This window comes from Candidatus Enterococcus myersii (assembly GCF_017316025.1).
Lineage (GTDB): Bacteria > Bacillota > Bacilli > Lactobacillales > Enterococcaceae > Enterococcus_C > Enterococcus_C montenegrensis.
Window position 1 is genome coordinate 551,168 of record NZ_JAFLVT010000008.1, and the last position, 27,000, is coordinate 578,167.

A 27,000-nucleotide genomic window follows, 5' to 3' on the forward strand; every position below is an offset into this window, starting at 1 on the left:
TAGACTTTTCGAGGTACTGATTAATAGTCAGTACCTCTTTTTTTGTTTTCAACGTCAAAATAAGGAGTAAAAACATGATAGTAAATCAGATTGATGAATTGATCGGCAACACGCCAATGATACGGTTTACCAGTAAACAATTGCCGTTGCCTTTGGGGACAGAAATTTTTGCAAAATTGGAGTTTTTAAACCCTGGCGGCAGTATCAAAGATCGCTTGGGGCAATTTCTAATTCAAAAAGCGCTACGAAAAGGAGAACTGCAAGTAGGGGGGACGTTGATTGAGCCGACAGCAGGTAACACCGGAATTGGGTTAGCGCTAGCGGCGCAACCGTATAATATTCAAACCATTTTTGTAGTACCAGAAAAATTTAGTTTGGAAAAACAAGCGTTAATGCAGGCATTGGGGGCTGAAATTGTTCATACGCCAACAGCAGCTGGCATGAGTGGTGCAATTAAAAAAGCCAAGGAATTAGCAGCAGAAATTCCTAATAGTTTTCTGCCATTGCAATTTGAAAATAAAGAAAATCCCCAAGCTTACTATGAAACCTTAGGCCCAGAAATTGCGGCCGAGTTTCCAAGTGGGTTGACGGCTTTTGTAGCAGGAGTCGGCTCAGGAGGCACTTTTGCTGGAACAGGCGCTTACTTGCAAGAAAAATATCCTGAAATTTTGTTGTATGGTGTAGAACCAGTGGGCTCTATTTTAAACGGTGGAAAAAGTCATCGTCATGAAATTGAAGGCATTGGGGTAGAATTTATCCCGCCATTTTTTGAAGCTTTAACAATCAGGGGCTATGAAACCATCAGTGATGACTTGGGATTTTCTTATACGCGTAAATTAGCCCAAACCTTTGGTATTTTGGCTGGCAGTTCCAGCGGCGCGGCTTTAGCAGCGGCAGTGAATGTGGCCCAAAAATTGCCTGCTGCTAGTGTGATTGGCACAATTTTTCCTGATGCAGGCGATCGCTATTTATCAAAAGAAATTTACAGTCGGACAAATTATTAAAAGAACTAACAGTAAAAATTTATCAAAAGAAATTTTGAGGAGGAAATTTTATGCATCTCAATACGAAACTTATTCATGGGGGTATTAGTACAGACCCTGCTACAGGAGCTGTTAGTGTCCCAATTTATCAAACATCTACTTACAAACAAGAGGCTGTTGGTAAACCAAAGGGGTATGAGTATTCTCGCTCAGGAAATCCTACTCGATTTGCCTTAGAGAAATTAATTGCCGATTTAGAAGGTGGGGTAAAAGGTTTTGCCTTTGCTTCTGGTTTAGCAGGTATTCACACCGTTTTATCTTTATTTAACCCTGGAGATCACATTCTTTTAGGAGATGATGTTTACGGCGGCACGTTTCGTTTGCTGGCACAAGTTTTTGAGAAGAATGGCTTGACCTATACAACAATTGACACGAGTGATTTAAGTAATATTGCCGAAAATGTTCAAGCAAATACGAAGGCCCTTTACTTGGAATCTCCTAGTAATCCACTTTTGAAAATCACAGATATAAAAGGCGCTGCGGCATTAGCCAAAGCCAATAATCTTTTGACAATTGTGGATAATACATTTGCTACACCGTATTTTCAACAACCTTTAAACTTAGGGGCAGACATTGTGGTGCATAGTGGCACGAAGTATTTAGGAGGACATAGTGACGTCGTTTCTGGTTTAGTGACGACGAATAGTCATGAATTAGCAGAAAAAATCGGCTTTTTACAAAATGCGATTGGAGCAGTGCTAGGACCCCAAGACAGTTGGTTAATGCAACGAGGAATAAAAACTTTAGGCGTGCGGATGCGAGAACATCAGCGTAACGCTTTAAAAATAGCTGAATTTTTACAAAATCACCCGGCTGTTGCTAAAGTTTATTACCCAGGTCTTAGCACACATCCGGGGTTTGAAATCGCAGAAAAACAAATGCAGGGCTTTTCCGGCATGGTTTCTTTTGAACTTTTGGCAGAAGAAAAAACGACAACATGGGTAGAAAGTTTAACTTTATTTACCCTTGGTGAAAGTTTAGGTGGTGTTGAAAGTTTGGTCGAAGTTCCTGCAGTAATGACCCATGCATCCATTCCCAAAGATAAACGAGAAGAAGCAGGAATTAAAGACGGCTTGGTCCGTTTATCAGTGGGCTTAGAAGATCAACGAGATTTATTGGCAGATTTAAAATTAGCCTTTGAAAAGGTGGGATTGTAAATGGGTTTGGAGTTTATGCCGATTTTTAAAGAGTGGGCTGGCGCATATGATGATACAGTGGCAGGAGGCGATCGTGAATATGCCGAGGTCTTTTCAAACTATAATGAGATGTTGCACATGATTGCTGAAAAGTCAGGGCAAACTGTGTTAGAATTTGGCAGCGGTACGGGTAATTTAACTATTAGTTTATTAAATGCTGGTAAAATTGTTTACCCAATTGAACCATCAGCTGAAATGCGAGCACTGGCCCAAAGTAAGCCTGAACTTGAAAAGGTGGATTTTTTGACTGGCGATATGGAAAATTTTCCTGTGCCAAATGATAACATCGATACAATCGCCGCGAATTTTGTTTTTCATCATTTAAATGGCATAGAAAAAAAACAAGCGCTAAAAAAATACGCCACACTTTTACCTAAAGGTGGCAAAGTCATTATTGGTGATACGATGTTTGTTTCGCAAATCCGCTTTGATGATGTAATTACAGAAGCTGTGAAGGCTGAAAAATTAACACTCGCTGCTGATTTGCAACGAGAATACTATCCTTTATTACCAGATTTAGAAAACTATTTCCATGAAGCTGGTTTTGCGGTAAAATTTTGGCAGATTAACACCTTTGCCTGGATTGCCGAAGCTGTAAAAAAATAATGCAAAAACTTCCCCAAAAATTCAGGAAATTTAAATGAAAAGGAGTAACAACAATGAAGATGAATGTTGAAAGTTTCAATTTAGACCACACAAAAGTAAGCGCACCTTATGTTCGCGTTGCTGATCGTAAAACAGGGGGCAATGGCGATACGATTATTAAGTATGATGTCCGTTTTAAACAGCCCAATAAAGAACATATGGAAATGAAAAGCTTGCATTCTTTGGAGCATTTAACAGCCGAATTAATTCGAAATCATGCCGATTATATTGTAGACTGGTCCCCGATGGGATGCCAAACCGGTTTTTACTTAACTGTTTTAAATCATGATAATTACGCTGAGATCTTAAGTGTTTTGAAAAAAACGATGGAAGATGTATTAGAAGCGACAGAAGTGCCTGCAAGTAATGAAAAACAATGTGGCTGGGCAGCTAATCATACGCTGGAAGGTGCTAAAAGCTTAGCCCGAGAATTTTTAGCTAAAGAAGATGAGTGGTCAGAAGTTTTTGCTACAAAATAAAAAAGTTAAGCTTAAGCTCTTAGCTGTTCAGAGCTTACGTGAAAAACACCGAGATTAAGGACGTTATTTCCCTTATCTCGGTGTTTTGGTTTTAATCAGAAGATATAAAGTTTTCCCGTGAAATTAATTGCAGCTGTATCCGTGGCTGTTTCACAAACTAGCACTTTAAGAAACAAGGCGAAATTTCCAAAAAATTAAGCAACAATTTTAAAAAAGTTCTGATCTTATCTCTCAGGGCTGAAGGATTCTTTAGATTTTTCTAGCTAGTCCTTTTTTAATAAATTTTTAGAGGGCTGTATAATCACTGAATAGTTGGTGAAAGGCTGGGTTTGCTTTTTTTAAGTGGACCAAACGCCCGGAATCTCCTTGCAAGAAGCAGTGTTGACTGTCACCTGTCGTCAAGATTTTACTTTCATCTGTTACAGGTGTAATACGATACGCAAAATTTAGACGGGTACCGGTATATTTTTCTACTGAAACATGAATTTTTACCGTATCACCGTAACGAATCATATCTTTATACTGACAACTCACCCCAAGTACCGGGACGATAATGCCGCTTGCTTCTAAAATGTGATAAGGCAGCCCTAAGTGTTCCAATAAATCAACACGAGCTTCTTCAAACCAACGTATATAATTGGAGTGGTGGATAATTTGCATTTGGTCGGTTTCATAATAATGGGGACTGCGGACATATCCTGAATATTTCTCCATAGTTGCTCCTGTCTTTTTTTATTTAGCATAGCAGTCTTTTATAAAAAGTACCAGAATATTAAAAACGGAATAAATCATCAATTAATTCATAATCGTCATTGTTGAGGCGAATGTCTGTTGCTTTTGCATTGGCACGCATTTGTTCTTCATTGCGAGCACCAGGAATCACAGCAGCAATATGCGGATTTTTCAAATACCAAGCCAAAACTAATTGTGAAACGGTGGCATCGTTACGGTGAGCGATAATCTTCATCTCTTCCATTGTGGCGATAATTTTTTGATAACGTTCGCCGGTAAAATCGGCTTTTTTACTTCGCGGGTCTGGAGCAGAAAATTTTTGATCCGCTGTATATTTTCCTGATAGCAATCCAGAAGCTAATGGGAAATAAGGGATAAAGCTGATTTGGTGTTTGTCTAAATAAGGAAACAATTCTGTTTCGGCTTTACGGTGTAATAAATTGTAATTGTCTTCAACAACATCGACATAATTGTCTAAATTTGCTTCTTTTACTTGCGCTAAAGAAAAATTAGAAACACCAATGGCCCGAATTTTACCGGCTTCTTTTAATTCATGTAAAGCTTTTACAGCTTCATTTTTTGGTGTCGTTTCATCTGGGAAATGAATGTAAAAAATGTCAATGTACTCTGTTTGTAGGCGCTGTAGAGCATCTTCTACGGCATTTTTTAAAAATTCGGGACGATTGTCCATTTTGTCTTCGTTGCCAGGAATATGGGCAGCTTTGGTCGCGATAATCACGCGAGCCCGATCAAATTCATCTTCTTGTAGAACTTCACCGATTAATTTTTCCGATTGACCCAAACCATAAGCATAGGCTGTGTCTAGCATGGTGACACCATTGCGTAGCGCAGTGCGTAAAACCTCTTTGCCCACTTCGTCATCTAAATTTTTGAAAAGGTTATGCCCACCAATTTTATTTGTACCAAGTCCTAAAGTTGATGCGTAAACTTGTGATTTACCAATTTGTACATCTGCCATGAAAAAGACCTCCTGTATGTTTACTTTTCTATCTTTACTTTAGTCTAAATCAATCTGACAAAAAGCTGAATTGAAACGTCTTGTGTAAAATTAATTTCTTATGTTCATAGTTAAAAAGAGGAAAAAAAGCTAGCTGCAAGCACTAACTCTTCGTAACAATAAGTCGAAAAGTCGAAATCTTGAGAAACTTGCGGAACAATTTTCAAAAATTTCACGCTTATTTTTGGGGAACTAAACAAAGTTTACTCAGCATTTTTTCATCGCAGTCCGTCATTTTTTTGAAAAGCTTTTTGAAAAATCTTGACATTTTCACGTAATTCTAGTAGCTTAACAGTAATAGTTAAAATCAGTGAAAGAAAGAGTAGCAGATAAGTCACTTTTTAGAGAGAACTACCTTGGCTGAAAGTAGTTTAAGTCTTATTTGTCAAAGACATTCTGGAGATGAGCGCGTGCAAAGCCGCTTCCGTTTCACCAACGTTATCGGTGTTGAGGAAAGTTTAACTTTCAAATTTAGGTGGTACCGTGGACTAACAATTCGCCCTTGTGAGAACAAGGGCTTTTTTTGTTTTTCAAAAACTGCCAATTACTGATTAAAAAAGTGTCTATGGAGGGTAAAAAATGGCAAAACGAACTGTGTATTGTGGTTTAGTTTCAAAAACAGAATTAGAACAAACAGTTACATTAAAAGGTTGGGTTCAAAAACGTCGTGATTTAGGTGGCGTAATTTTTATTGATTTGCGTGACCGAGAAGGTATCGTGCAAGTTGTCTTCAATCCCGAATTATCAAAAGCAGGTTGGGAAATTGCTGACAAATGTCGCAGTGAATACGTAATTGAAGTAACGGGTAAAGTTATTTTACGGGATGAAGCAGCAATTAATCCAAAAATGAAAACCGGTGAATTCGAAGTTATCGCAAGTGACATTACAGTTTTAAACAAAGCGAAGACACCGCCCTTTGCAATTGAAGACGAGCAAGAAATTAGCGATGAAATTCGGATGAAAAATCGTTCAATTGACTTACGTCGTCCAAAAATGACACAAAATATTATCATGCGTCATAAAACTACCCAAGCAATTCGTCATTATTTAGATGAAAATGGCTTCTTGGATATTGAAACGCCTTACCTTGGTAAATCAACTCCAGAAGGCGCACGGGATTATTTAGTTCCTTCTCGGGTACACCCAGGACATTTTTATGCATTACCGCAATCACCACAACTATTTAAGCAACTATTGATGAATGCTGGATTTGATCGCTATTATCAAATTGCCCGTTGTTTCCGGGATGAAGATTTACGGGGCGATCGACAACCAGAATTCACCCAAGTAGATATGGAAATGAGTTTTCTAACAGTTGAAGAAATTCAAGATTTAACTGAAGGCATGATCGCCCGCGTGATGAAAGAAGTTAAAGGCATGGATGTAAAATTGCCATTTCCACGCATGACTTATGATGATGCGATGAATCGTTATGGTAGTGATAAACCCGACACTCGTTTTGAAATGGAATTGGTGGACTTAGGCGATGTTGTAAAAGATGTCGATTTCAAAGTTTTCCAAATGGCACTAACTTCTGGTGGTGTGGTTAAAGCATTAAATGCCAAAGGTGCTGCCAGCAAATATTCACGCAAAGATATGGACAACTATGCGCATTATGTTAGTCAATTTGGTGCCAAAGGATTAGCTTGGGTGAAAGTGGAAGAAGATGGCTTAAAAGGTCCAATTGCTAAATTTTTAACCGAAAAAGAAGCAGAAATTATAAAATCAACAAACGCGCAAGTTGGAGACTTGCTTATGTTTGGTGCCGATCAATTTAACGTAGTCACGGCTGCTTTGGGGGCTGTTCGTAATAAAATGGCCAAAGAATTAGGGCTAATTGATGAAAGTAAATTCAATTTCTTGTGGATTACAGACTGGCCACAATTTGAATACAGTGAAGAAGAAGGGCGCTATGTTTCTGCGCACCATCCATTTACTTTACCAAAAGAAGAAGATATTCAATATTTAACAACCGATCCAACTAAAGTATATGCCCAGGCCTATGATATTGTTTTAAATGGTTATGAATTAGGTGGCGGATCGTTGCGTATTCATGAACGTGAATTACAAGAAAAAATGTTTGCAGCATTAGGTTTTGGTCGAGTGGAAATGCAAGAACAATTTGGTTTCTTACTAGATGCCCTAGAGTACGGATTCCCACCACTTGGCGGTATCGCATTAGGCTTAGATCGTTTTGTTATGTTGTTGGCAGGAGAAGACAATATTCGCGAAGTCATTGCCTTTCCAAAAAATGGGAAAGCAGCCGATCCAATGACGCAAGCACCAAGCACGGTTTCACCTTTACAGTTGTTTGAATTAAGTATTGATGTGACCGCTACAGAAGAAGACTAAAAGAATCTTAAAAGGACGCTCACTTTGGTGGGTTGTCCTTTTCTTTTTGGGCTAGACTTCGTATAATGTACACAGCGAGAAGAAAGTTGAATTATTGTGTTGTGCATTGATTTGGCTGGCCTCTTAGTTAAAGGCATAAGGAGCTTTTTTATCATGAAAAATATTGCGCAAAAAGTCAATTTTACTGACTATTTGCAAAAGTTTTCGTTTTCAGTGGTTTACGCAATTTTAGCCTCAATTGCGGTGAACTTTTTTTACCAGCCAGGGAAAATTTATTCTAGTGGGATTACTGGGGTAGCCCAAATCATCACGACGCTATCTAAAGATTTATTAGGGTTTCATCTGCCGGTTTCGGCAAATTTATTGATTTTAAATCTGCCATTATTTTTAGTTGGCTGGTATAAGGTAGGCCATAAGTTTACGATTTTTACCGGGATTACAGTTATATTGACCTCACTGTTTATGCAGATTATGCCAGAAGAAGTTTTAACTACAGATCCAATTGTCTGTGCTATTTTCGGTGGTGCCGTCATGGGAGCTGGAATTGGCTATGCACTAAGAAGTGGTCTATCTTCTGGGGGCTTGGATTTTGTCAGTATTGCCATCCAAAAAAAGACCGGTAAGACGGTGGGATCAATTTCCATTATCTTTAATATTTTGATTATGTTTGCTGCAGGCTTACTCTTTGGCTGGCAATATGCTTTATATAGTGCCATCGCTATTTTTGTTAGTGGCAAAGTCACTGATGCCGTTTTTACCAAGCAAAAGAAAATGCAGGTGACCATTATCACCCGTCACCCAGATGCGGTTATTCATCATATTCAAGATAAAATGCGCCGAGGAATTACTATTATTAATGAGGCAGAAGGCGCTTATAAACACGATAAACAGACGGTGCTTTTAACTGTGTGTACACGCTTTGAGCTACCGTTATTACGACAGGCTATGCGTGAATCTGATCCGAAAGCCTTTGTGAGTATTGCCGAAAATGTTCAAATTTTAGGACGTTTTTATGAAGAAGAATTATAATAGCAAGATAAAAAAGGAAATAATCTACAAGAATTTATTTTGAAAAGTGGCGAAGTCATGGAACAAAAAACAAAACGAAGATACATTACCGGCCTTGATGGTGTGCGCACCTTGGCTGTTTTAGGCGTTATCTTTTATCACCTTTTGCCTGATAAAGTAAAAGGTGGCTATTTAGGGGTAGCGATATTTTTTGCAATTTCAGGTTATTTGATTACCGATCATTTAAATCAAGAGTGGCAAGCAACTGGGAAGATTCGCTTACTGACCTTTTACAAAAAACGATTAAAGCGTCTGTGGCCCAACTTAGCGTTGGTAATGGTGCTTTCCACTGCGTATATTACGTTATTTCAACGTAACCTCTTGAATAATTTACGAGGTGTATTTTTTAGTAGCCTATTATTTTTCAATAACTGGTGGCAAATCAATAATGGCGCTTCTTATTTTGACCGCTTCAACAATGAATCGCCTTTTACCCATATTTGGTACACCGCTGTCGAGGCTCAAAACTATTTAATTTGGCCCATTATATTTATTATATTGATGTTGCTTTTGAAAAAAAGAGGGAAGATTTTTATTGCCATTGTGATTGGTGCTATTGCTTCGGCAATCTGGATGGCGATTTTATTTAAGCCTGGTAGCGATCCAACACGGGTGTACTATGGGACGGATACCCGTGTCTTTGGAATTTGGTTAGGTAGTGCGTTAGCATTCATTTGGCCTTCGAATCATTTAAAAGAAAAAATTCCCCGCGAAGCCAAACGCTTATTAAATGGGGTGGGATTAGGTTCTTTACTCCTTTTGATTTTGAGTTTCTTTTTCTTAAGTGATCAAAGTAAATTTTTGTATTATGGCGGCTTCTTTTTAATCAGTATCTTATGTGTTTTGTTGCTGGCCGTCGTGGTACATCCTGGTGCCAGCTTAAACAAATGGCTTACCAATCCGATTTTTAGCTACATTGGCAGTCGGAGTTATTGGATTTATTTGTATCAATATCCGGTCATGATTTTTTATGAAGCAAAAATAAAAAACTTAGCAGACAATGTTTTGCTACACACGATAGTTGAAATCTTTTTAATTATGCTTTTGAGTGAACTATCATATCAGTTCTTTGAAAAGCCATTAAAAAACTTTGACTATAGTAAAACTTGGCAGACAGTCAAAGGCTGGTTTAAAAAACCAATCTTAAGTCGCCAGAAACCAGCGCTAATCCCAACTATTGCCATTTTAGCAATTACACTGGTGGGTTTAGTTATTGCGCCGGTAAATCACGTGGATGCTAATCAGCAAAGAATGAAAGAACAGATCTTAGCCAATCGCAAGATTGCCGCTGAATCGAAAAAAACTGCAAAAGAAAAGACAATTGAAAGCTCAACTAGTGGAAGTCAAGATAAAGAAGCCACCGCAAAACAAGCAGAACAACATTTAGAATTAGCCAAGAAATATGGTGTCACAGACCAACAAGTAAAAAAATCTGATGCGGCGAAATTTACTTTCTTTGGTGATTCGGTCATGTTAGGCGCAGCAGCAGGTTTAAATGAAATGTTCCCAAATTCAGTAGTAGACGCTGAAATTAATCGGCAGGTCTATGCTAGCGTAGATTTACTGCAAAAACTAAAAGATGATAAATTGTTACATGATACAGTCATTATTGGTCTTGGGACCAACAGTCCATTTACAGACCAACAATTTGCCGACATTATGAATGTAATGGGGAAAGACCGCAAAGTTTACTGGATCAATATGCGTGCCCCGACTGTTCGAACACAAGGCACAGTTAATGCAGCTTTGACCAAAATGGCAAAGCAATATAAAAACTTAACAATCATTGATTGGTATGATTATAGTATCAACCATGGTGAGTGGTTTTATGAAGATGGCACCCACATCAATCCAGATGGGTTAACCAGTTATGTAAAACTAATGGTGGACAGTTTAATTAAAGCCTAAACTGAAATAAGAAAGAAAACTCCTTTTATCCAAGTATTTATCAGTATTAACTGATCAGCTTGGTAAAGGGAGTTTTTTACTTAAGTGATAAAGACGTTGAAAACATCTTTATGAATGGATTGTGGTACCATTAAATGGTAAACAGCTTTGACAAAAGCCAAGAAAAGAGATGTACTTTTTAAGTAATAAGCGTATCTTTACTAAAGAAATCTAGCAGAAAACTTAATTAAAAGGAGCATAACAATGACAGTAGATTATGATTCAAAAGCTTATTTAGCAAAAGTTGATGCATGGTGGCGTACGGCAAATTATATTTCAGTTGCACAAATATATTTAAAGGACAATCCGTTACTTAAAGATGAACTGACCAAAAAAGATGTTAAAGTTCACCCCATCGGTCATTGGGGAACAATTGCAGGTCAAAATTTTATTTACGCCCATTTAAATCGAGTAATCAATAAGTACGATTTGAATATGTTCTACATTGAAGGTCCTGGTCATGGCGGTCAGGTAATGGTTTCAAATTCTTATATTGATGGAAGTTATTCAGAAATTTATCCAGAAGTTACGCAGGATGAAGCTGGTTTAAAAAGACTGTGCAAGATTTTCTCATTTCCAGGCGGGATTGCTTCTCATGCAGCACCAGAAACGCCAGGTTCTATTCATGAAGGTGGCGAGTTAGGTTATTCGTTGTCCCATGCAACAGGCGCTATTTTAGATAATCCAGAAGTTATTGCCGCTACCGTCGTGGGAGACGGAGAGGCAGAAACAGGGCCGCTAGCAACTTCGTGGTTTTCAAATGTCTTTATTAATCCAGTTAATGATGGGGCTGTCTTACCAATTTTACATCTAAATGGGGCTAAAATTTCTAATCCGACAATTTTGTCGCGAAAAACAGATGAAGACTTACAAAAATATTTTGAAGGAATGGGTTGGGCGCCTATTTTTATCAGTGGCGATGATCCTGAAACTCTACATCCACAAATGGCTAAAGTCATGGATAACGCCATCGAAAAAATTAAGGAGATCCAAACAAAGGCGCGTCAAGGTAAAGCTGAACAAGCGGTCATGCCACATTGGCCTATGATTATCTGTCGCACACCAAAAGGCTGGACCGGGCCAAAAGAATGGGATGGCGAGGCAATCGAAGGCAGTTTTCGGGCGCACCAAGTTCCTATCCCAGTTGATGGTAATCATATGGATCATAGTAAGGCACTGGTTACATGGTTAAAATCATATCGCCCAGAAGAATTGTTTGATGAAAATGGAACAGTTAAAGCTGAAATTCGTAAAATAGCTCCCAAAGGAAAAAAACGAATGTCAGCTAATCCAATTACAAACGGTGGTCTTGATCCGCAACCATTAAAAATAACAGATTGGCATAAGTATGCTGTTGACACGACAACCCCTGGCGCAATAACCGCCCAAGATATGATTGAATTTGGTAAATTTGCGCGGGATTTAATCGTAGCTAACCCGCATAATTTTAGAATTTTTGGTCCAGATGAAACAAAATCGAATCGCTTAAATGAAATATTTGATGTCACAAATCGCCAATGGTTGGAACCTGAAAAGCCTAAATATGACGAATGGTTAGCACCAGTTGGACGAGTAATTGACTCGCAATTGTCAGAACATCAAAGTGAAGGATTCTTAGAAGGATATGTATTAACAGGAAGACATGGCTTTTTTGCCTCCTATGAAGCTTTCTTGCGTGTGGTGGACTCTATGATTACCCAACATTTCAAATGGATGCGTAAAGCCCATGAACAATCTTGGCGAAAACAATATCCTTCTTTGAATTTGATTTCTAGTTCGACTGCCTTTCAACAAGATCACAATGGCTATACCCACCAAGATCCGGGAATTTTAACGCATTTAGCTGAGAAAAAACCGGAATTTATTCGGGAATATTTACCAGCTGATACCAATACCTTAATGGCAGTAATGGCAAAAACACTCGCCTCGTCAGAAAAAATCAATTTAATCGTGTCTTCTAAACATCCCCGTCCGCAATTTTATTCGGTGGAAGAAGCAGAAATATTGGTGAAAGATGGCTTGAAGATTATTGAATGGGCCTCAACAGATGGAGATGAAAGTCCCGATGTTGTCATTGCCGCAGCAGGGACTGAACCAAACTTGGAAGCTTTAGCAGCGATAACGATTTTGCACAAAGAATTTCCCGACTTGAAGATTCGCTTTATCAATGTCGTTGACTTGTTGAAATTACGTCATCCAGCTGTTGATAAGCGGGGCTTAACGACAGAAGAATTCAACAGTTATTTTACCAAAGATAAGCCAATCGTATTTTGCTTCCACGGTTATGAAGGTTTGATTCGCGATATCTTCTTTGATCGTGAAAATCGTAATCTACACATCCACGGCTATCGGGAAAATGGCGATATTACAACGCCCTTTGATATGCGTGTATTCTCTGAAATGGATCGTTTCCATGTTGCACAAGATGCTGCACGGGCAGTTTATGGTTCTAAAAGCGCTGAATTTGTCCAAAAAATGACAGATACACTGAATTATCACCACGACTATATTCGTGCTAATGGCGTAGATATTCCAGAAGTTGAAAACTGGCGCTGGGAAGAATTGTAGTCGTAATAAATGAATTGTACAGAAGTATCTTTTTTTGTGATGTATAAATAAAAAAGATAAGACCAAATTGTACCGACCCCCAAAAATTAGACCAAAAATCTAACTTCTGGAGGTCGGTATTTTTTATTATTAGTCCAGTCTTTTTTTGTTTATTGGAAAATGAAGCAAATAAATTAGTTAATTACTGAAATGGTACATGTACTGAGGGATAGCGGCACTGATAGTTGTCGGTAAAACGACGTAATTTTTGGCAGAAAGCAAATCACCAATGTAGCTATGAAGATAAACAGCGGCGCAAACAGCAGCGTCTTTTGCTGCAAATTGTGCTAGAAAACTTGTAATAATGCCAGCTAATGTGTCACCGGTGCCACCGGTAGCCATGGCGGGATTACCTAAAGGACACCGATAATTCTTTTTGTTTGTATAAATTTCTGTACGGTGGCTTTTGACAACAATTGTGGCAGCTAATTTTTTTTGATAGGTGTGATTGGTTATTTCATTTTGATCTGCAATAGCAATCCCGCTTAGACGTTGCCACTCCATTTGATGAGGGGTGAAAACAGTCTTGTCAGGGTGAGGCAGCGTTAATTTTTCCTGGGCGAATAAACTGATAGCCGATCCATCAATGACTAGCCACTGTTTTTCTTGTCGGCTCAAGACAAATTTTAATAAAGCGAGACTATGTTCTTCTAATCCGAGACCAGGGCCAATTAAGAGAACATCAGCACTTTCAATAATTGTACGCAGAGCTTTTGGTTCGTTCCAATCAAGTACCATGACTTCAGGTAAGCGGGCGTGAAGAGGAGCGTGATTTTCTTTTGCGGTAATGACTGTTACCAGACCTGCTCCACTTTTGAGACAACTTTCTGCACTCATGATTATGGCGCCACCGTACTGGGCATTGCCGCCAATTAAAACTGCACGACCAAAAGTTCCTTTATGGGAAATTGCAGGTCGCTTTTTTATAACGGTCGTTAAAATTTCTTCAGTTAAAGTCTCCATTTTTTACTCCTTTGGTAGTTATTGACAGCTTTTTAAGCAGTGTTGTTTGAAAATTGTAAAACCTACTTGCTATGATGAAAAGTAAGTAAAATTTTGCGTGAAATACGCAATAAGTTTCTTAGAATTTTAAAATGAATTGGAAAAAATTTATTGGGATTAATTTTTTTGTTAGATCTTCTTTTAGTTCATTATAACGAATCTTTTCCCCCTTACCAAAAATCAATCGCCATCCTTTGTCAAAAAGCCTTTAAAAGTGGTATGATGGTTGGGAAAATAACGAAGCTTTATACGAAGACAAACGATTTTGAATGCACCTATTTAAATCTAAGTCGCGTAATCGTCAGGAGGAAATGCAGATGGAAATCAATTGGCAAAAAGAAGTCGAAGCTAGAAAAGACGACTTATTAAAAGACTTATTCGACTTACTTCGCATTAACAGTGAAAGAGATGACAACAAAAAAACAGCGGATGCACCCTTTGGCCCCGGACCACGAGATGCTTTAAAACATATGCTGGCTTATGGTGAACGAGACGGTTTTACAGTTAAAAATGTTGATAACTATGCTGGCCATATTGAATTTGGTGAAGGGGACGAAACCCTTGGTATCTTTGGCCATATGGACGTGGTACCAGCTGGTGATGGTTGGCAAACAGATCCTTATGAACCAGAATTAAAAGACGGGAAAATTTTTGCCCGCGGTTCTTCTGATGATAAAGGGCCAAGCATGGCAGCTTATTATGGTATGAAAATTGTTCGTGACTTAGGATTGCCATTGAGCAAAAAAATTCGTTTTGTTGTTGGTTCTGATGAAGAATCAGGCTGGGGCGATATGAATTACTATTTTGAACACGAAGAAAAACCAGATTTTGGCTTTTCACCAGATGCTGAATTTCCAATTATTAATGGTGAAAAGGGAAATATTACCTTAGGGGCACATTTCCATGGCAATAATGAAGGGGAATATCGCTTGAAGAGTTTTGCTGCCGGGCTAAGAGAAAACATGGTTCCTGGTGCAGCAAATGCCAAAGTTATTCTGCCAAATGACAAAGCAGCCCTAGAAATGGAAAAAGCGTTCTATGATTTTGTAGAAAAAAATCCTGTTACAGGAACAATTACAGTTGAAGGCGTGGAAGCTTCATTGGAATTAGTGGGTAAAAGTGCCCATGGTGCTAGCCCACAATCTGGGATAAATGCGGGAACTTTCTTGGCATTATTCTTAGACCAATTCAAATTTGGTGGCGGAGCAAAACAATTCTTACACGTAGCAGGCACGATTATTCATGAAGATTTCTACGGTGAAAAATTAGGCGTAGCTTATGAAGATGAAAAAATGGGCAAACTTACGATGAATGCTGGTTTGTTTGCTTTTAAAGAAAGCACTGACGGTTTCCAGGCTGATAATTTTATCGCCATGAACTTCCGGTATCCAAAAGGTATCACAGCAGAAGGTTTGGAAATTTCAATTGATGGTAATTTAGGTATGCAAGGTGCTTCTATTACCCATAACGAACGCAATATGTTACCACATTACGTACCAGAAGATGATCCATTGGTAGCGACATTATTGTCAGTCTACGAAGATCACACTGGTGAAAAAGGTCATGAAAAAATCATTGGTGGTGGCACCTATGGCCGCTTGTTAGAACGTGGCGTAGCTTATGGGGCAATGTTCCCAGGGTATGTGGATACCATGCACCAAGCAAATGAATTTATGACATTAGACGATTTATTGCGTGCAACAGCCATATACGCCGATGCGATTTATCGCTTAGCAAAATAAAATTAAAAATTAAGAGGTTAAAATCTTAGCCTGTTTGTTTGAAAACACTGGGACAAAAAGAAGATGTACTTTTTAAGTAAAGCTGCATTTTATTGCGTTTGAATTTGCGCAAATCATTTTTGTTCGGGTGTTTTTCTTTTATTTATGAATTTTGTCGGGAGAGGAGGATTAGATGAAAAAGCGTAGCTGGTTTATTTTAGGAATTGTGTTGATAGTATTACTAGGCGGGGTTTGGTATACAAAGTATCATCAAGAAGAGTCAGCGCTACTGAACACGCAGCGGACCAAAACACAGCAATTGAAAATTATCGAAGCTTATCCTGCTGTCTTTCAAGCTTTAACCAAACAAAAAGATGAAAAAGAAAAAATGTATCCTATTCCTGGCTTGTTTACAGGCGAGAGTATTAATCTAAAAACAGGGGAGAAAGAAATATGTCATGATCTAACGCCCCAAGGAATTGCGGTCAGCGGCACTGAAATTTATATCAGTGAATATTGCCACTTGCATGAACATCATTCTGTGGTACAAGTTTTAGATCGCGCAACCAAAGATTGGGTACAGACGATTATTGTGCCAGGTAAACCACACTTAGGGGGCTTAGTTTATCGCGCCAAAGAGCAACAGCTTTGGCTGGCTACTGAAACAAAAAAACATGCTAGTCTGTCCTTATTGTTAAAAGAAACGATGACAGCTTATGACGCTAATCTTAGTCTGCGGCCCATCAAATATGATACTATCATCCCAGTAGGAGATATCCCTAAAGCTTCACTTTTAGCCTATTTGGATCCGTTTTTAGTCGTAGGCTATTTTTCCAATCATCAGCAAGGTAAATTAGGTTTATTTCCTTTTGCTCCTAATGGGGATTTGATTTCTGTTGTTAGTAAAACACAAAATTTAAATGATTTAGGTTCAGTAGATAATTTACAAACAGAGGATACAGAGAAAATCTTGAAAAAAATTCAAGGGATTACCTATTGGAAAAATTATATGCTGATGTCCCAATCTTTTGGCAGTCACAATAGTAAACTGTATGTTTTTGACTTGCAAGATACAGTCGGTGGTTTTAGCCCAGCCTCTGCTAAATTGATTTTAGATTTTCCACCTTATTTGGAGCAAATTACAGCAGATGGGGATGATTTGTTTGCGATGTTTGAAAGTGGCGCCAAAGCTTACCGAAGCCATACCAATAAAAATGTCGAGTATGCTTTACAATTAGATATAAAAACATTGTTGCAATCTTTAGTAGCAAAATAAAGCACACTCCACATTTAAACGGGCGACAAAATAAAAAACGACTACAGTGCCCACAGGCATACATAGTCGTTTTTTTAGTTGGGCAAATTGCACCCAATGATTATTAGTCGCTAATTTTCACGCGTTGAACATCTAAGACCGTTCCGGTTTTTGCATCGGCCAAAAATTCATAGGTCACTAACTGCTCGTCTTCTAAACGTGTAATGCCACCTTCGTAGCCTTCTGAATGAATGGCGAACTTTCGTAAAGGTTGTTTCTCGAAGTTAATCCAAGAACCTTCGATTGGACCTTCTTTTAAAAACTCTTCTTTTACGATTTGCAACACATCATCTGCGCGCAATGTTCTTTTTTTTTGCAGCCAAAAGGCAGAAGCCATCCCGCCAACTAGACCAACACCCATTCCCAGCGCCAGTCCGCCTTTAAAATATGAAAATTCATTTTCGTTGTTCATTCGGCGCCCTCCTATACTTTTTCATCCAGTAATTTCGGTTGTTAATTTCCAGAGCGTATCTTCTTTCATTATCCACTTTCATTTTATCACAAAGTAAAAAAATACATAGAAAAAACTACTTTCGAAACGAATGGATTTTGATTAGGATTTGTTATGCTATAATAGGCACGTAAATATTTTTTATGAAAGAAGGGTTAGCCTCCGGGCGTAAATAGATGGAAGAAAAAACATTTGCACGCATTAAAGAACTAACAGAACTACAAGGAACAAGTGGCTTTGAACATGAAGTCAGAGCCTACATGAAAGAAAAAATGACACCTCTTGTGGATGAAGTGCAACAAGATGGTTTAGGCGGACTTTTTGGTATCCGCCACAACGAAGATGAAGATGCACCACGGGTAATGGTGGCAGCCCATATGGATGAAGTCGGGTTCATGTTGACAGAAATTACGGCAACTGGCTTATTTAAAGTTGTTCCATTAGGTGGTTGGAATCCTTACGTTGTTTCAGCACAACGTTTTACTTTAAAGACGTCAACAGGCCACAACTATCCATGTATCTCTAGCTCTGTTCCGCCACATTTATTAAGAGGAACGAGCGGACAACAAAATGTTTCAGTCGACAGTATTTTATTTGATGCTGGTTTTGCTTCAAAAGAAGAAGCTTTAGAATATGGTGTTTTACCAGGGGACACAATTGTACCGCAAGTTGAAACGATTAAAACTGCCAACGGCAAAAATATTATTAGTAAAGCATGGGACAACCGCTACGGCTGTACACTTGTTTTAGAAGCATTGGAAGCTTTGCAAAATGAAAAATTAGGACATACTTTAATTGCTGGTGCCAATGTGCAAGAAGAAGTCGGCTTAAGAGGTTCAAAACCTTCTGTTTCTAAATTTAAACCAGATTTGTTCTTTGCGGTAGACTGTTCTGCGGCAGATGACACCGTTACAAAAAATGGAACATTCGGTCACTTGGGTGAAGGGACGTTAATGCGTATTTATGATCCAGGTTTGATTATGTTACCTCGCTTGAAAGAATATTTATTAGATACCGCTACGACCCACAATATTCCTTATCAATACTTTGTTTCAAAAGGTGGAACAGACGCTGGGGCAGCCCATACAACAAATGAAGGTGTTCCTAGTACAGTTATCGGCGTTTGCGGTCGTTACATTCATACGCACCAAACAATGTTTAGTATTGCCGATTTTGAAGCGGCCCGTGAAATGTTAATTCAAACATTAAAAGGACTAGATAAAAGTACAGTAGCTACAATTGTTGACGGCAAATAACCGGTAGTAGTTAACGAAAAGTTTGCTATAACGCTATAAGTAAGAAGTTACTTTTGATTAGCAGCATTATTTAGACTATGTAAAATGTAAAAAGGAGATATTATGATTATTCCAAAGAATTTAGAAGAATTAGCAACCTATGTAGATAAGGGACAAAACGTCTTTTTCTTCACTGCTGATTGGTGCGGTGATTGCCGTTTTATTAAGCCAGCGTTACCAGAAATTGAGGCGGATTTTCCCCAATTTAAATTTATTGAAGTCGATCGTGATGAATACATTGATGTTGCTGCAAAATGGAATATCTTTGGCATTCCCAGTTTAGTAGCCGTTAAAGACGGTAAAGAATTGGGGCGCCTAGTAAATAAAGATCGTAAAACCAAAGGAGAAATTGAAGAATTTCTAAACAGCTTACCACAAGCATAAAAAGGGGAGATTATCATGAGTGGACAGGCGTATCAAAATATTTTAGTCGGTATTGACGGTTCAGAACAAGCAACCCAAGCTTTTCAAAAAGCAGTGGAAGTTGCGCGGCGTAATAACGGTAAAGTTTATGTTGCTAATGTCATTCAACAAAATGTACCAGTCTTAATGGGCTATAGTTCTTTAAATCAAAATATTGTTGATCAAGAAACCAATACCGCCAAGTTGATGATCGAAGAATGTAAGGAATATGGGAAATCCGTTGACTTTACCAATATCGAAGGTATTATTGCTTATGGTTCAGCCAAAAGTGCAATGGCTCAACAATTACCAGAAAAATATGCGATTGATTTGGTGATGGTGGGACAATCAGGTTTGAATGCAGTGGAACGTTTTATGACTGGCAGTGTAGCAAGTTTTGTTATCCGAGAAGCTCCATGTGATGTTTTAGTCGTAACTTATGAAGAAAAAAACGAAAAAGCATGACGGCTCCCTTCTTTTTTGGTAAGATAGCTAGCGGTAGTTAAGACGATTGACTACAAATTTTTTAAAAGAGTTATTTTGAGGAGGAAACGTTGTGATTTTTGCATACAACAAAGCCCATGTTGGCGATACTTTATTAGTAATGATGGCTGACGACAAGGGATTAGAACAAACTGTTGAACGAAAATTCAATATTGCGCAAATTAAAAATAGCGCAGGTACAATTGTCGGTTGGAATTTTTTCCACGTTTCTGAATTTTTAGCATTAACTGGCAATGGGGCCATTTCACTAACAGATGAACAAATTGATCTTCTAAATGAAAAATTAGCAATTTCTGGTTTTAGTGAAAAGCTACCTTATGATCACAAACCACATTTTGTTGTTGGTTTTGTCGAAAGTTGTGTACCACATCCAGATAGCGATCATCTATCGATTACAGAAACTAAGGTCGATGATGGGGAAGTCTTGCAAATTGTCTGCGGTGCAGCCAATATTCGCGAAGGGCTAAAAGTTGTAGTTGCTAAACCTGGTACCATGATGCCTGATGGAATGCTAATTTGGCCTGGTGTATTACGGGGTGTAGAAAGCTATGGCATGATCTGTTCTGCTAGCGAATTGGGATTACCCAATGCACCACAGAAAAAAGGTATCTTAGAATTAGGGCAAGATGCTGTTGTTGGCAGCGAATTTAAACTAGCTTAAAAGTAAAAAGGGAGCTTTTCACATTTTGGTGAGAAGCTCCTTTTTGCTGAAAAGATTGTCTTAGAAAAAAACTAAACCCCCGCAGCCACTCGCTACGGGGGTTTCCTGTTTAAATTAGTTATTTTGCTTTAAAGCTGATTGATCGATGGTTAGCGAAACTTTTGTTGTGTGTTCTTTACTACCACGATAGTAAGTAATTTCAATGGAGTCGCCAACTTTTTTCTTATACAAAGCTGATTGTAAATCAGAACTTGAGTCAACCTCTTTGCCATCGATTTTTGTGATGACATCGTATTGTTTTAAGCCAGCTTGTTCTGCAGGAGTAGCATTTTGAACAGAAGTGATAACGACACCATTTTTAACAGTATTTGGTACTTTCAAGATTTGTTCTTGTTGTTGTGATGTTACAGCAGATAAGTCAACCATCGTAATACCAAGTGCTGGACGAATAACTTTACCATTTTTCTCAAGTTGATTGATAATTGAGACTACATCGTTACTTGGAATGGCAAAGCCCATCCCTTCGACACTAATATCAGAGCTTGAAGAATTTGTTGAAGCGATTTTACTTGAGTTAATCCCGATTACTTGACCGGCGATATTTACTAAAGGACCACCTGAGTTACCTGGATTAATTGCCGCATCGGTTTGAATCGCACTAATATTGACACCTGTTTGAGAATCTGACACTTGGCGATTCAATGAAGAAATAATCCCAGATGTTACGGAGTTTGCATATTGTGAACCTAGTGGTGAACCAATCGCGATTGCAGGTTCGCCAACTTTTAACGCAGATGAATCACCAAAAGTAGCCGTTTTGTCAACCTTATCACTATTAATTTTTAAAACAGCTAAGTCAGTATAACTATCGGTTCCAACTAATTCAGCCTTGATTTTTTCACCATTTTTTAAAACAACTTCCAAGCCATCTTGTCCTTCAACAACGTGATTGTTGGTAACCACATAAGCTGTTTTGCCATCTTTTTTGTAAATGACGCCGCTACCTTCGCCGACAGCTTGTAAACCACCAGATTCGCTATCACTTTCTGATTCAGACTCAGAGCGCCCTTGACCAAAAAGATCACCAAAAGGATTATCTGATGAGGCTTGTTGCTTTTGTAAGTTAATGACAGAGACGACAGCATCTTGAACCTTATTAACAGCTGAGGTTATATCTGTCTCGGCATTGACCTTGACGTTTGAGACTTTTGTGTCGCCACTTGCAGTAGTCGTTTGTTCGGTGGCAGTATTATTCGGTTGTAAATCTGCGCCAGTAGCCAGTAGATAACCACCACCTACTAATACAGCACCTAAGACACCACCCAATAGTCCGACTAAAAAGCGGCTAAGTGTGCCTTTTGATTTTTTTCTTTGCATGTCCATTTCCCCCTTAATGTGGAATTCTTATAATTATAGTATATGATTTATTGCTGAGTTTAGTCTAATTATAGACTTTGAAAAAAATATGAAGAAGTTGGTATGAAATATTTCACAAATGGCGAAAATTTATCTTTTGGTGTTTCAAACGGCTGTTATCTCGTTTTAAGAGTACTTGGGGATTAGTTATCCACAGACTTGTGAACAATGTGGATAAAAGTGTTGAAACGTATGTTTGCATGGGTTTAGTGGGGGCAATCCGGCGTTTTTGCGTAATAAATATTTAGCGAAAAGAAAAACGCGTGTGTAAAACTTTGTGGTAAACTAAAACAGACTTATTAACACTTGGGGAAAAGAGGTAAAACATGCAAATCAGAATTATTGCAGTCGGTAAATTAAAAGAAAAATATTTGGTCCAGGGCATTCAGGAATACATGAAACGTCTAGGAGGCTATACAAAAATTGAATTAATTGAAGTGCCCGATGAAAAAGCACCCGAAAACTTAAGCGGCGCGCAAATGATGCAAGTCAAAGAAAAAGAAGGCGAACGGATCTTAGCTAAAATTAGAGAACAAGACTATGTTTTTGCACTAGCAATTGAAGGTGTAAATCCAACTAGCGAAGCATTTGCCAAACAAATTTCACAATTGATGGTCCAAGGAAAGAGCAGTTTTGTTTTTGTAATTGGTGGCTCTTTGGGCCTAAGTCCAGCGGTTATAAAGCGAAGTGACACGCAAATTTCCTTTGGCAAAATGACCTATCCTCATCAGTTGATGCGTTTAATTTTAGTGGAGCAAATATATCGTGCTTTTCGGATTAATAATGGGGAGCCTTATCATAAATAATGATATTTAAATCCTGTAATGAGGAATTTTATTTAGAAAATGGCAGTATCGCTAAGGTAGCAGGGCTTGCGTAATTTAACACGGAGATAAATGGATTTTATTAAAAAAGAAGTTATGCATGATTGTTTATAAACGAAAAGATAATAATAAAAAATCTGCTGTGAAAACAACCGATATTTCATTTACGAAAGTTCAGGATTACATTTTAAAGTGTGGTCCTGAACTTTTTTATTGAAGAATAACGAGACGTTCAGGAGCTGATAAAATAGTGTTTTGAGTAGTAATGACTTCGCTTACTTGATACAATGAGATTAAAATACAACTAGGAAAACGAGGTGTTTTTATATGAAATATTGTCCAGAATGTGGGAGTAAGGTGACAGCGGGGGCGAAATTTTGTCCAGAGTGTGGTTACAAAATTCTGGCTCAAAATGAGAAAGCAACATCTCCTGGGGGAGCAGTAACCAAAGTTTCTTCTGGTGTCTACATTAAAAGAACTTTAGCCAAATCGGGGATTGAAGAGACTAGTGTCATACCGAATATTGCTGAAAAAACATTACTTACAGCATCAAAAACAATAGCTAGAGATACTAATCCCACATTAATTCTTGGAATCATGAATACGGCCCTTTTTAAAAAAGGAAAAACGGGAGCGGTATTCACAGGTACCGAAGTCTTTGTGCGGGGAATGCTTGAGAATTCTGTGAAAATACCATACGAAGGAATAGTGGATGTAGCATATAGCGTTGAAAGAAAGGGAAATAGTAAGAGAAAGATAACAGAAGTTGCCATTCTCACAGTAGATTATCAAGATGGTAACTCTATTCGTGTCGACTCAGAACAGCTAGATTCTGATTTTCCACTTGAGTTTTTAGCCCAACTGCTGCAAAACTTTAATTTGAATGTAGACAAAATAGAGACTAATATTGAAATTATTTAGTAGCGATTGTAGAACTAGAGATTATTAGACGGGATTTAAACATTTAAAAAGTAAAATTTTTTTCTTAATGAATGAAGGTCAACGATAAAAATTATCTTTTGAGAAATGTACGTATAAAGATTTTGTTTCATTAGATTTCGGGATGCTAAAAATCACCTAAAACGTAATTACTTGCAAAAACTAAGCGCATGTAAGTGTGCTATAGTTATGAAGACTTATGAGAATTATGGATAGCCTTGTAGATGCCGCATTTTAGCGCTGCTGGTAATACGTGCTGTTTTATTTCTTGAGGTAACGTAGAAAATAATTTGGAGGAACAAATGAACAATAACGATCGATTATTACGGTTGCGTTATGCAATCGACCTTAAAGATGCTGATTTAATTAAAGCTTTTGAACTCGGTGAGCACCCTGTGACCAAAGAAGAAGCCCGGGCGATGCTGACAAAAATTCAAGAAAAACACGAAGACAATGCAGAAAAAAATGTCTACGAAAAAGCCATCAATAATCAAGTTTTTGATGCTTTCTTAAATGGCTTGATTCTTTTAGCCCGGGGTCCGCAAAAAGATAAACCGGCAACAGCAGACACACCACAAAAGAGTAAGGAAATTAAACATATCAATAATGTCTTACTGAAAAAGTTGAAAATCGCACTTTCAATGACGACTGAAGATATCTTAGCTATTTTTGCGGAGGTAGAGCTTTACCCGTCAAAAGGAGAAATCGGCGCTTTTTTACGAAAAGAAGGACAACGGAACTTTAAGCCTTGTGGCGATAAATATATGCGTAATTTTCTTAAAGGATTGGGAATTTATAATAGAAGAAAGTAGTAGAAAAATTGATAAAGAGGACCCGTCATTAGGTAGTACCGATAATGACGGGTCTATTTTTCTTGAAATCGAAAGTTCATTTGAAAGCTATTCTAGACTGATTCATACTATAAAAATAATAAAAAGATACTAAGATTACAAGAAAGCTTACCATCAGTTGGCTGACCTTGTAAGCTTAGTATTTTTGTTGTCAGGATTATTTTGTCAGGAATTTTTATTTAAGTTTTTTATTTGCTCTTGAATTTCAGTTGAACCTTATTTTGAAATTAGGCAAACTAATAATTGCCCATCAAAAAGCATAAAGAAAAGTAAGCATGTAAAAAAATCGGAAATGATGCTCAAAAGTCCAATACTTCATTTGGTGAGGCTTAGCTATGATTGGAAATTTGCGCGTAGCCTAAGCATGTTAGAAAAATAGAAAAGGATCTTATTTGTTAGTGCGCGGTCTTGTTATAAACCCCGCGCCAAGTGAAAATTTTAGTTTATTAAATGGATATTTCACAATTCAATCATTTTACATCTGCGTAAAAGGACAACTATAATCAAAATATACCTACCGATTGGTACAAAAAATTATTGGAGGCGCGCTATGGAAAAATATGAAAATATTATTATTGGTTTTGGAAAAGGTGGTAAAACACTAGCAAAAACGTTAGCTGCAAAAGGACAATCGGTTTTAGTTATTGAAAAATCACAACGAATGTATGGTGGAACGTGTATTAATATCGGGTGTATTCCGTCAAAATCACTTATTTTAAATGGCGAAAAGAAGTTGGATTTCGTCACTGCTGTGGAACATAAAGAAAAACTAACGAAAATGTTACGTAATAAAAATTATCATATGATTGCTGATGAAGCCACAGGCGTAGTGCTAGATGGCACGGCGCGTTTTATTTCAGACCACATTTTAGAAGTCACTTTACCAGATAGCACAAAAATGCAGGTTGAAGGGGAAAAAATCTTCATTAATACCGGTGCGTTGCCGATTATCTTGCCTATTGCTGGGTTGGCACAAAGTAAATACCTGCTTGATTCCACCAGCGCAATGGATCAGGAAAAATTACCAGAAACATTGGTCATTATTGGGTCTGGTTATATCGGTTTAGAGTTTGCTTCAATGTTTGCTAGTTATGGTAGTAAAGTTATCGTTTTAGATGCGCATACTGAATTTATTCCGCGCGAAGATGACGATATCTCAGAAATGATCTATCGTGATTTAACGAACGCAGGCATTGAGTTTCACTTAGGTGTAACGGTCGATCAAGTAGTAGACAAAGACGCTACCGTTGAAATTAGCTTCACAGAAAATGGCGAGATGAAAAAAGTTGTTGCGGATAAAGTTTTAGCTGCAACTGGTCGAAAACCAAATACTGCAGAATTAGGTTTGGAAAACACAACAATTTCAGTCGATGATCGTGGTGCTATTGTGGTCAATGATCTACTGCAGACAACAGCAAAAGATGTTTGGGCAATTGGGGATGTTAAAGGCGGCTTACAATTTACTTATATTTCCTTAGATGATTATCGGATTATTTTGGATCAATTGATTGGAGAGAAAAAGCGCCGAGTCTCTGATCGTGAAGTTGTTCCTTATAGTGTCTTTATTACGCCACCGTTGTCTAATGTTGGCTTAACTGAAAAAGAGGCTAGAAAAAAGGGCATTGCGTATAAATTATTCAAATTCATGTCTGCTGGAGTGCCTAAAGCACAAGTTTTAGAAGATCCAAAAGGTATTTTTAAAGTTCTGGTTGATCCTGAGACTAACCAAATACTAGGTGCAAGTATTTATGCTGAAGAATCCCACGAAGTCATTAATTTGATCGCCTTAGCAATGAAGGGCAAACTGCCTTATACATTATTGCGTGATCATATTTATTCACACCCAACCATGAGTGAAGCGTTAAATGATGTTTTGAAGTAAACAAATTAAATTTACTTTGAAAAATTGGGTATAGCATTCGTGAAGAGGAACACTCATAAGGAGAATTATTACTTTGAGCACAAAAGAAAAACTAATTGCTGCAGCCCGGGAGCTAATCTATCGACAAGGCTATAACAATACCTCCATTCGCGATATTCTACTGGCTGCAAATGCTGGCAAAGGGCAACTTTATTATTATTTTGATTCGAAAAAAAGTATCGGACTAGCAGTTATTAAAGAAAATATTGCCATTTGGCAAAAAGAATTGTTTGAAGGTATTTTAGCCCCCAGCTCGCAGCCGGAAAAGGATTTTGCTGAAATGCTCACTTGGATTTTTTCCTTCCATCAAAAACAACAACACTATTATGGCTGTCCGATGGGAAATCTTATCGTAGAGTTGTCCTTAGAAGATGAAGATTTTCGAATTTTACTAAATGATTTTATGCAACAATGGCTTGTAGCTTTGGCAAACAAAATCAAAGTATTACGTTCAATTGATTTAGCCGCCGCTAAAATAGCGGCACAAAAAGTTATTGCACAAATTCAAGGAAGTATCCTTTTGCTAAAAGTAACGCAAGACTTAACAATTTTGGAAAGCAACTTACTGGAACTAAAAAAACACTATATAAAAGCCAATTAGCTTTTATACT

24 protein-coding genes and 1 other annotated feature are annotated in these 27,000 nt (G+C 37.9%); of the genes, 19 read left to right on the forward strand and 5 right to left on the reverse strand.

The window, feature by feature from the left end:
- Positions 1-74 precede the first annotated feature (74 nt).
- Genes JZO76_RS08200 through JZO76_RS08215 form a run of 4 tightly spaced genes read left to right on the forward strand, consistent with a single transcriptional unit; the run spans position 75 to position 3,363 of the window.
- Positions 75-1,004 (forward strand): PLP-dependent cysteine synthase family protein, encoded by a 930-nt coding sequence (locus tag JZO76_RS08200; protein WP_206903612.1) that lies wholly within the window; start codon positions 75-77, stop codon positions 1,002-1,004.
- Between the two features lie 50 nt (positions 1,005-1,054).
- A complete protein-coding gene (locus JZO76_RS08205; protein WP_206903613.1) occupies positions 1,055-2,200 on the forward strand; it encodes a cystathionine gamma-synthase in 1,146 nt (381 codons plus the stop codon).
- Complete coding sequence (locus tag JZO76_RS08210; protein WP_206903614.1) at positions 2,201-2,845, forward strand: class I SAM-dependent methyltransferase; 645 nt, start codon at positions 2,201-2,203, stop codon at positions 2,843-2,845.
- Positions 2,846-2,898: 53 nt separating this feature from the next.
- On the forward strand, positions 2,899-3,363 hold the full coding sequence (locus tag JZO76_RS08215; RefSeq protein ID WP_206903615.1) for an S-ribosylhomocysteine lyase: 465 nt from the start codon (positions 2,899-2,901) through the stop codon (positions 3,361-3,363).
- A gap of 285 nt (positions 3,364-3,648) precedes the next feature.
- On the opposite strand, the gene JZO76_RS08220 is transcribed toward JZO76_RS08215, so the two are convergent.
- On the reverse strand, positions 3,649-4,077 hold the full coding sequence (locus tag JZO76_RS08220) for an acyl-CoA thioesterase (protein ID WP_206903616.1): 429 nt from the start codon (positions 4,075-4,077) through the stop codon (positions 3,649-3,651).
- Between the two features lie 58 nt (positions 4,078-4,135).
- On the reverse strand, positions 4,136-5,074 hold the full coding sequence (locus JZO76_RS08225) for an aldo/keto reductase (protein WP_206903617.1): 939 nt from the start codon (positions 5,072-5,074) through the stop codon (positions 4,136-4,138).
- Positions 5,075-5,414: 340 nt separating this feature from the next.
- Positions 5,415-5,620: a binding site (T-box leader), on the forward strand.
- A 72-nt stretch (positions 5,621-5,692) separates the two neighbouring features.
- Here JZO76_RS08225 and aspS point away from each other — a divergent pair.
- From aspS to JZO76_RS08245, 4 genes are all read left to right on the forward strand, one after another.
- Complete coding sequence (gene aspS / locus JZO76_RS08230; protein WP_206903618.1) at positions 5,693-7,465, forward strand: aspartate--tRNA ligase; 1,773 nt, start codon at positions 5,693-5,695, stop codon at positions 7,463-7,465.
- Positions 7,466-7,618: 153 nt separating this feature from the next.
- Entirely contained in the window at positions 7,619-8,494 is an 876-nt protein-coding gene (locus tag JZO76_RS08235) for a YitT family protein (RefSeq protein ID WP_206903619.1), read from the forward strand.
- A 57-nt stretch (positions 8,495-8,551) separates the two neighbouring features.
- A complete protein-coding gene (locus JZO76_RS08240) occupies positions 8,552-10,441 on the forward strand; it encodes an acyltransferase family protein (protein WP_206903620.1) in 1,890 nt (629 codons plus the stop codon).
- A 243-nt stretch (positions 10,442-10,684) separates the two neighbouring features.
- Complete coding sequence (locus tag JZO76_RS08245; RefSeq protein WP_206903621.1) at positions 10,685-13,048, forward strand: phosphoketolase family protein; 2,364 nt, start codon at positions 10,685-10,687, stop codon at positions 13,046-13,048.
- A 177-nt stretch (positions 13,049-13,225) separates the two neighbouring features.
- Here the strand turns inward: JZO76_RS08245 and JZO76_RS08250 are convergent, their stop codons facing one another.
- On the reverse strand, positions 13,226-14,050 hold the full coding sequence (locus JZO76_RS08250; RefSeq protein ID WP_206903622.1) for an NAD(P)H-hydrate dehydratase: 825 nt from the start codon (positions 14,048-14,050) through the stop codon (positions 13,226-13,228).
- A gap of 356 nt (positions 14,051-14,406) precedes the next feature.
- Here JZO76_RS08250 and pepV point away from each other — a divergent pair, with 356 nt between their 5' ends.
- Together pepV and JZO76_RS08260 are read left to right on the forward strand one after the other, a co-directional pair.
- Positions 14,407-15,831, forward strand: a complete 1,425-nt coding sequence (gene pepV, locus JZO76_RS08255; RefSeq protein ID WP_206903623.1) for a dipeptidase PepV — start codon at positions 14,407-14,409, stop codon at positions 15,829-15,831.
- A 172-nt stretch (positions 15,832-16,003) separates the two neighbouring features.
- A complete protein-coding gene (locus JZO76_RS08260) occupies positions 16,004-17,086 on the forward strand; it encodes a hypothetical protein (RefSeq protein WP_206903624.1) in 1,083 nt (360 codons plus the stop codon).
- A gap of 103 nt (positions 17,087-17,189) precedes the next feature.
- Here JZO76_RS08260 and JZO76_RS08265 read toward each other — a convergent pair whose 3' ends face one another.
- On the reverse strand, positions 17,190-17,537 hold the full coding sequence (locus JZO76_RS08265; RefSeq protein WP_206903625.1) for a PepSY domain-containing protein: 348 nt from the start codon (positions 17,535-17,537) through the stop codon (positions 17,190-17,192).
- A gap of 215 nt (positions 17,538-17,752) precedes the next feature.
- Between JZO76_RS08265 and pepA the strand changes: the two genes are divergently transcribed.
- The 4 genes from pepA to ytpR all read left to right on the forward strand — a co-directional run bounded on the left by pepA (position 17,753) and on the right by ytpR (position 20,438).
- Entirely contained in the window at positions 17,753-18,832 is a 1,080-nt protein-coding gene (gene pepA, locus JZO76_RS08270) for a glutamyl aminopeptidase (protein WP_206903626.1), read from the forward strand.
- 102 nt (positions 18,833-18,934) lie between these two features.
- Entirely contained in the window at positions 18,935-19,255 is a 321-nt protein-coding gene (locus JZO76_RS08275) for a thioredoxin family protein (RefSeq protein WP_206903627.1), read from the forward strand.
- Positions 19,256-19,270: 15 nt separating this feature from the next.
- The gene (locus tag JZO76_RS08280) at positions 19,271-19,738 is read left to right on the forward strand and encodes a universal stress protein (RefSeq protein ID WP_206903628.1); all 468 of its coding nucleotides are present in this window, start codon (positions 19,271-19,273) and stop codon (positions 19,736-19,738) included.
- Between the two features lie 91 nt (positions 19,739-19,829).
- On the forward strand, positions 19,830-20,438 hold the full coding sequence (ytpR, locus tag JZO76_RS08285) for a YtpR family tRNA-binding protein (RefSeq protein ID WP_206903629.1): 609 nt from the start codon (positions 19,830-19,832) through the stop codon (positions 20,436-20,438).
- 114 nt (positions 20,439-20,552) lie between these two features.
- On the opposite strand, the gene JZO76_RS08290 is transcribed toward ytpR, so the two are convergent.
- Entirely contained in the window at positions 20,553-21,815 is a 1,263-nt protein-coding gene (locus JZO76_RS08290) for a S1C family serine protease (protein ID WP_206903630.1), read from the reverse strand.
- A 365-nt stretch (positions 21,816-22,180) separates the two neighbouring features.
- Between JZO76_RS08290 and rlmH the strand changes: the two genes are divergently transcribed.
- The 5 genes from rlmH (at position 22,181) to JZO76_RS08315 (ending at position 26,990) form a co-directional block, all read left to right on the forward strand.
- The gene (rlmH, locus tag JZO76_RS08295; protein WP_206903631.1) at positions 22,181-22,660 is read left to right on the forward strand and encodes a 23S rRNA (pseudouridine(1915)-N(3))-methyltransferase RlmH; all 480 of its coding nucleotides are present in this window, start codon (positions 22,181-22,183) and stop codon (positions 22,658-22,660) included.
- Between the two features lie 345 nt (positions 22,661-23,005).
- The gene (locus tag JZO76_RS08300) at positions 23,006-23,599 is read left to right on the forward strand and encodes a zinc ribbon domain-containing protein (protein WP_206903632.1); all 594 of its coding nucleotides are present in this window, start codon (positions 23,006-23,008) and stop codon (positions 23,597-23,599) included.
- A gap of 320 nt (positions 23,600-23,919) precedes the next feature.
- Complete coding sequence (locus JZO76_RS08305) at positions 23,920-24,429, forward strand: DUF1456 family protein (RefSeq protein ID WP_206903633.1); 510 nt, start codon at positions 23,920-23,922, stop codon at positions 24,427-24,429.
- A 589-nt stretch (positions 24,430-25,018) separates the two neighbouring features.
- Complete coding sequence (locus JZO76_RS08310) at positions 25,019-26,350, forward strand: FAD-dependent oxidoreductase (RefSeq protein WP_206903634.1); 1,332 nt, start codon at positions 25,019-25,021, stop codon at positions 26,348-26,350.
- Positions 26,351-26,423: 73 nt separating this feature from the next.
- Positions 26,424-26,990 carry a TetR/AcrR family transcriptional regulator gene (locus JZO76_RS08315; RefSeq protein ID WP_206903635.1) on the forward strand — a complete coding sequence of 189 codons (567 nt, stop codon included), beginning with the start codon at positions 26,424-26,426 and terminating at the stop codon, positions 26,988-26,990.
- Positions 26,991-27,000: the final 10 nt, after the last annotated feature.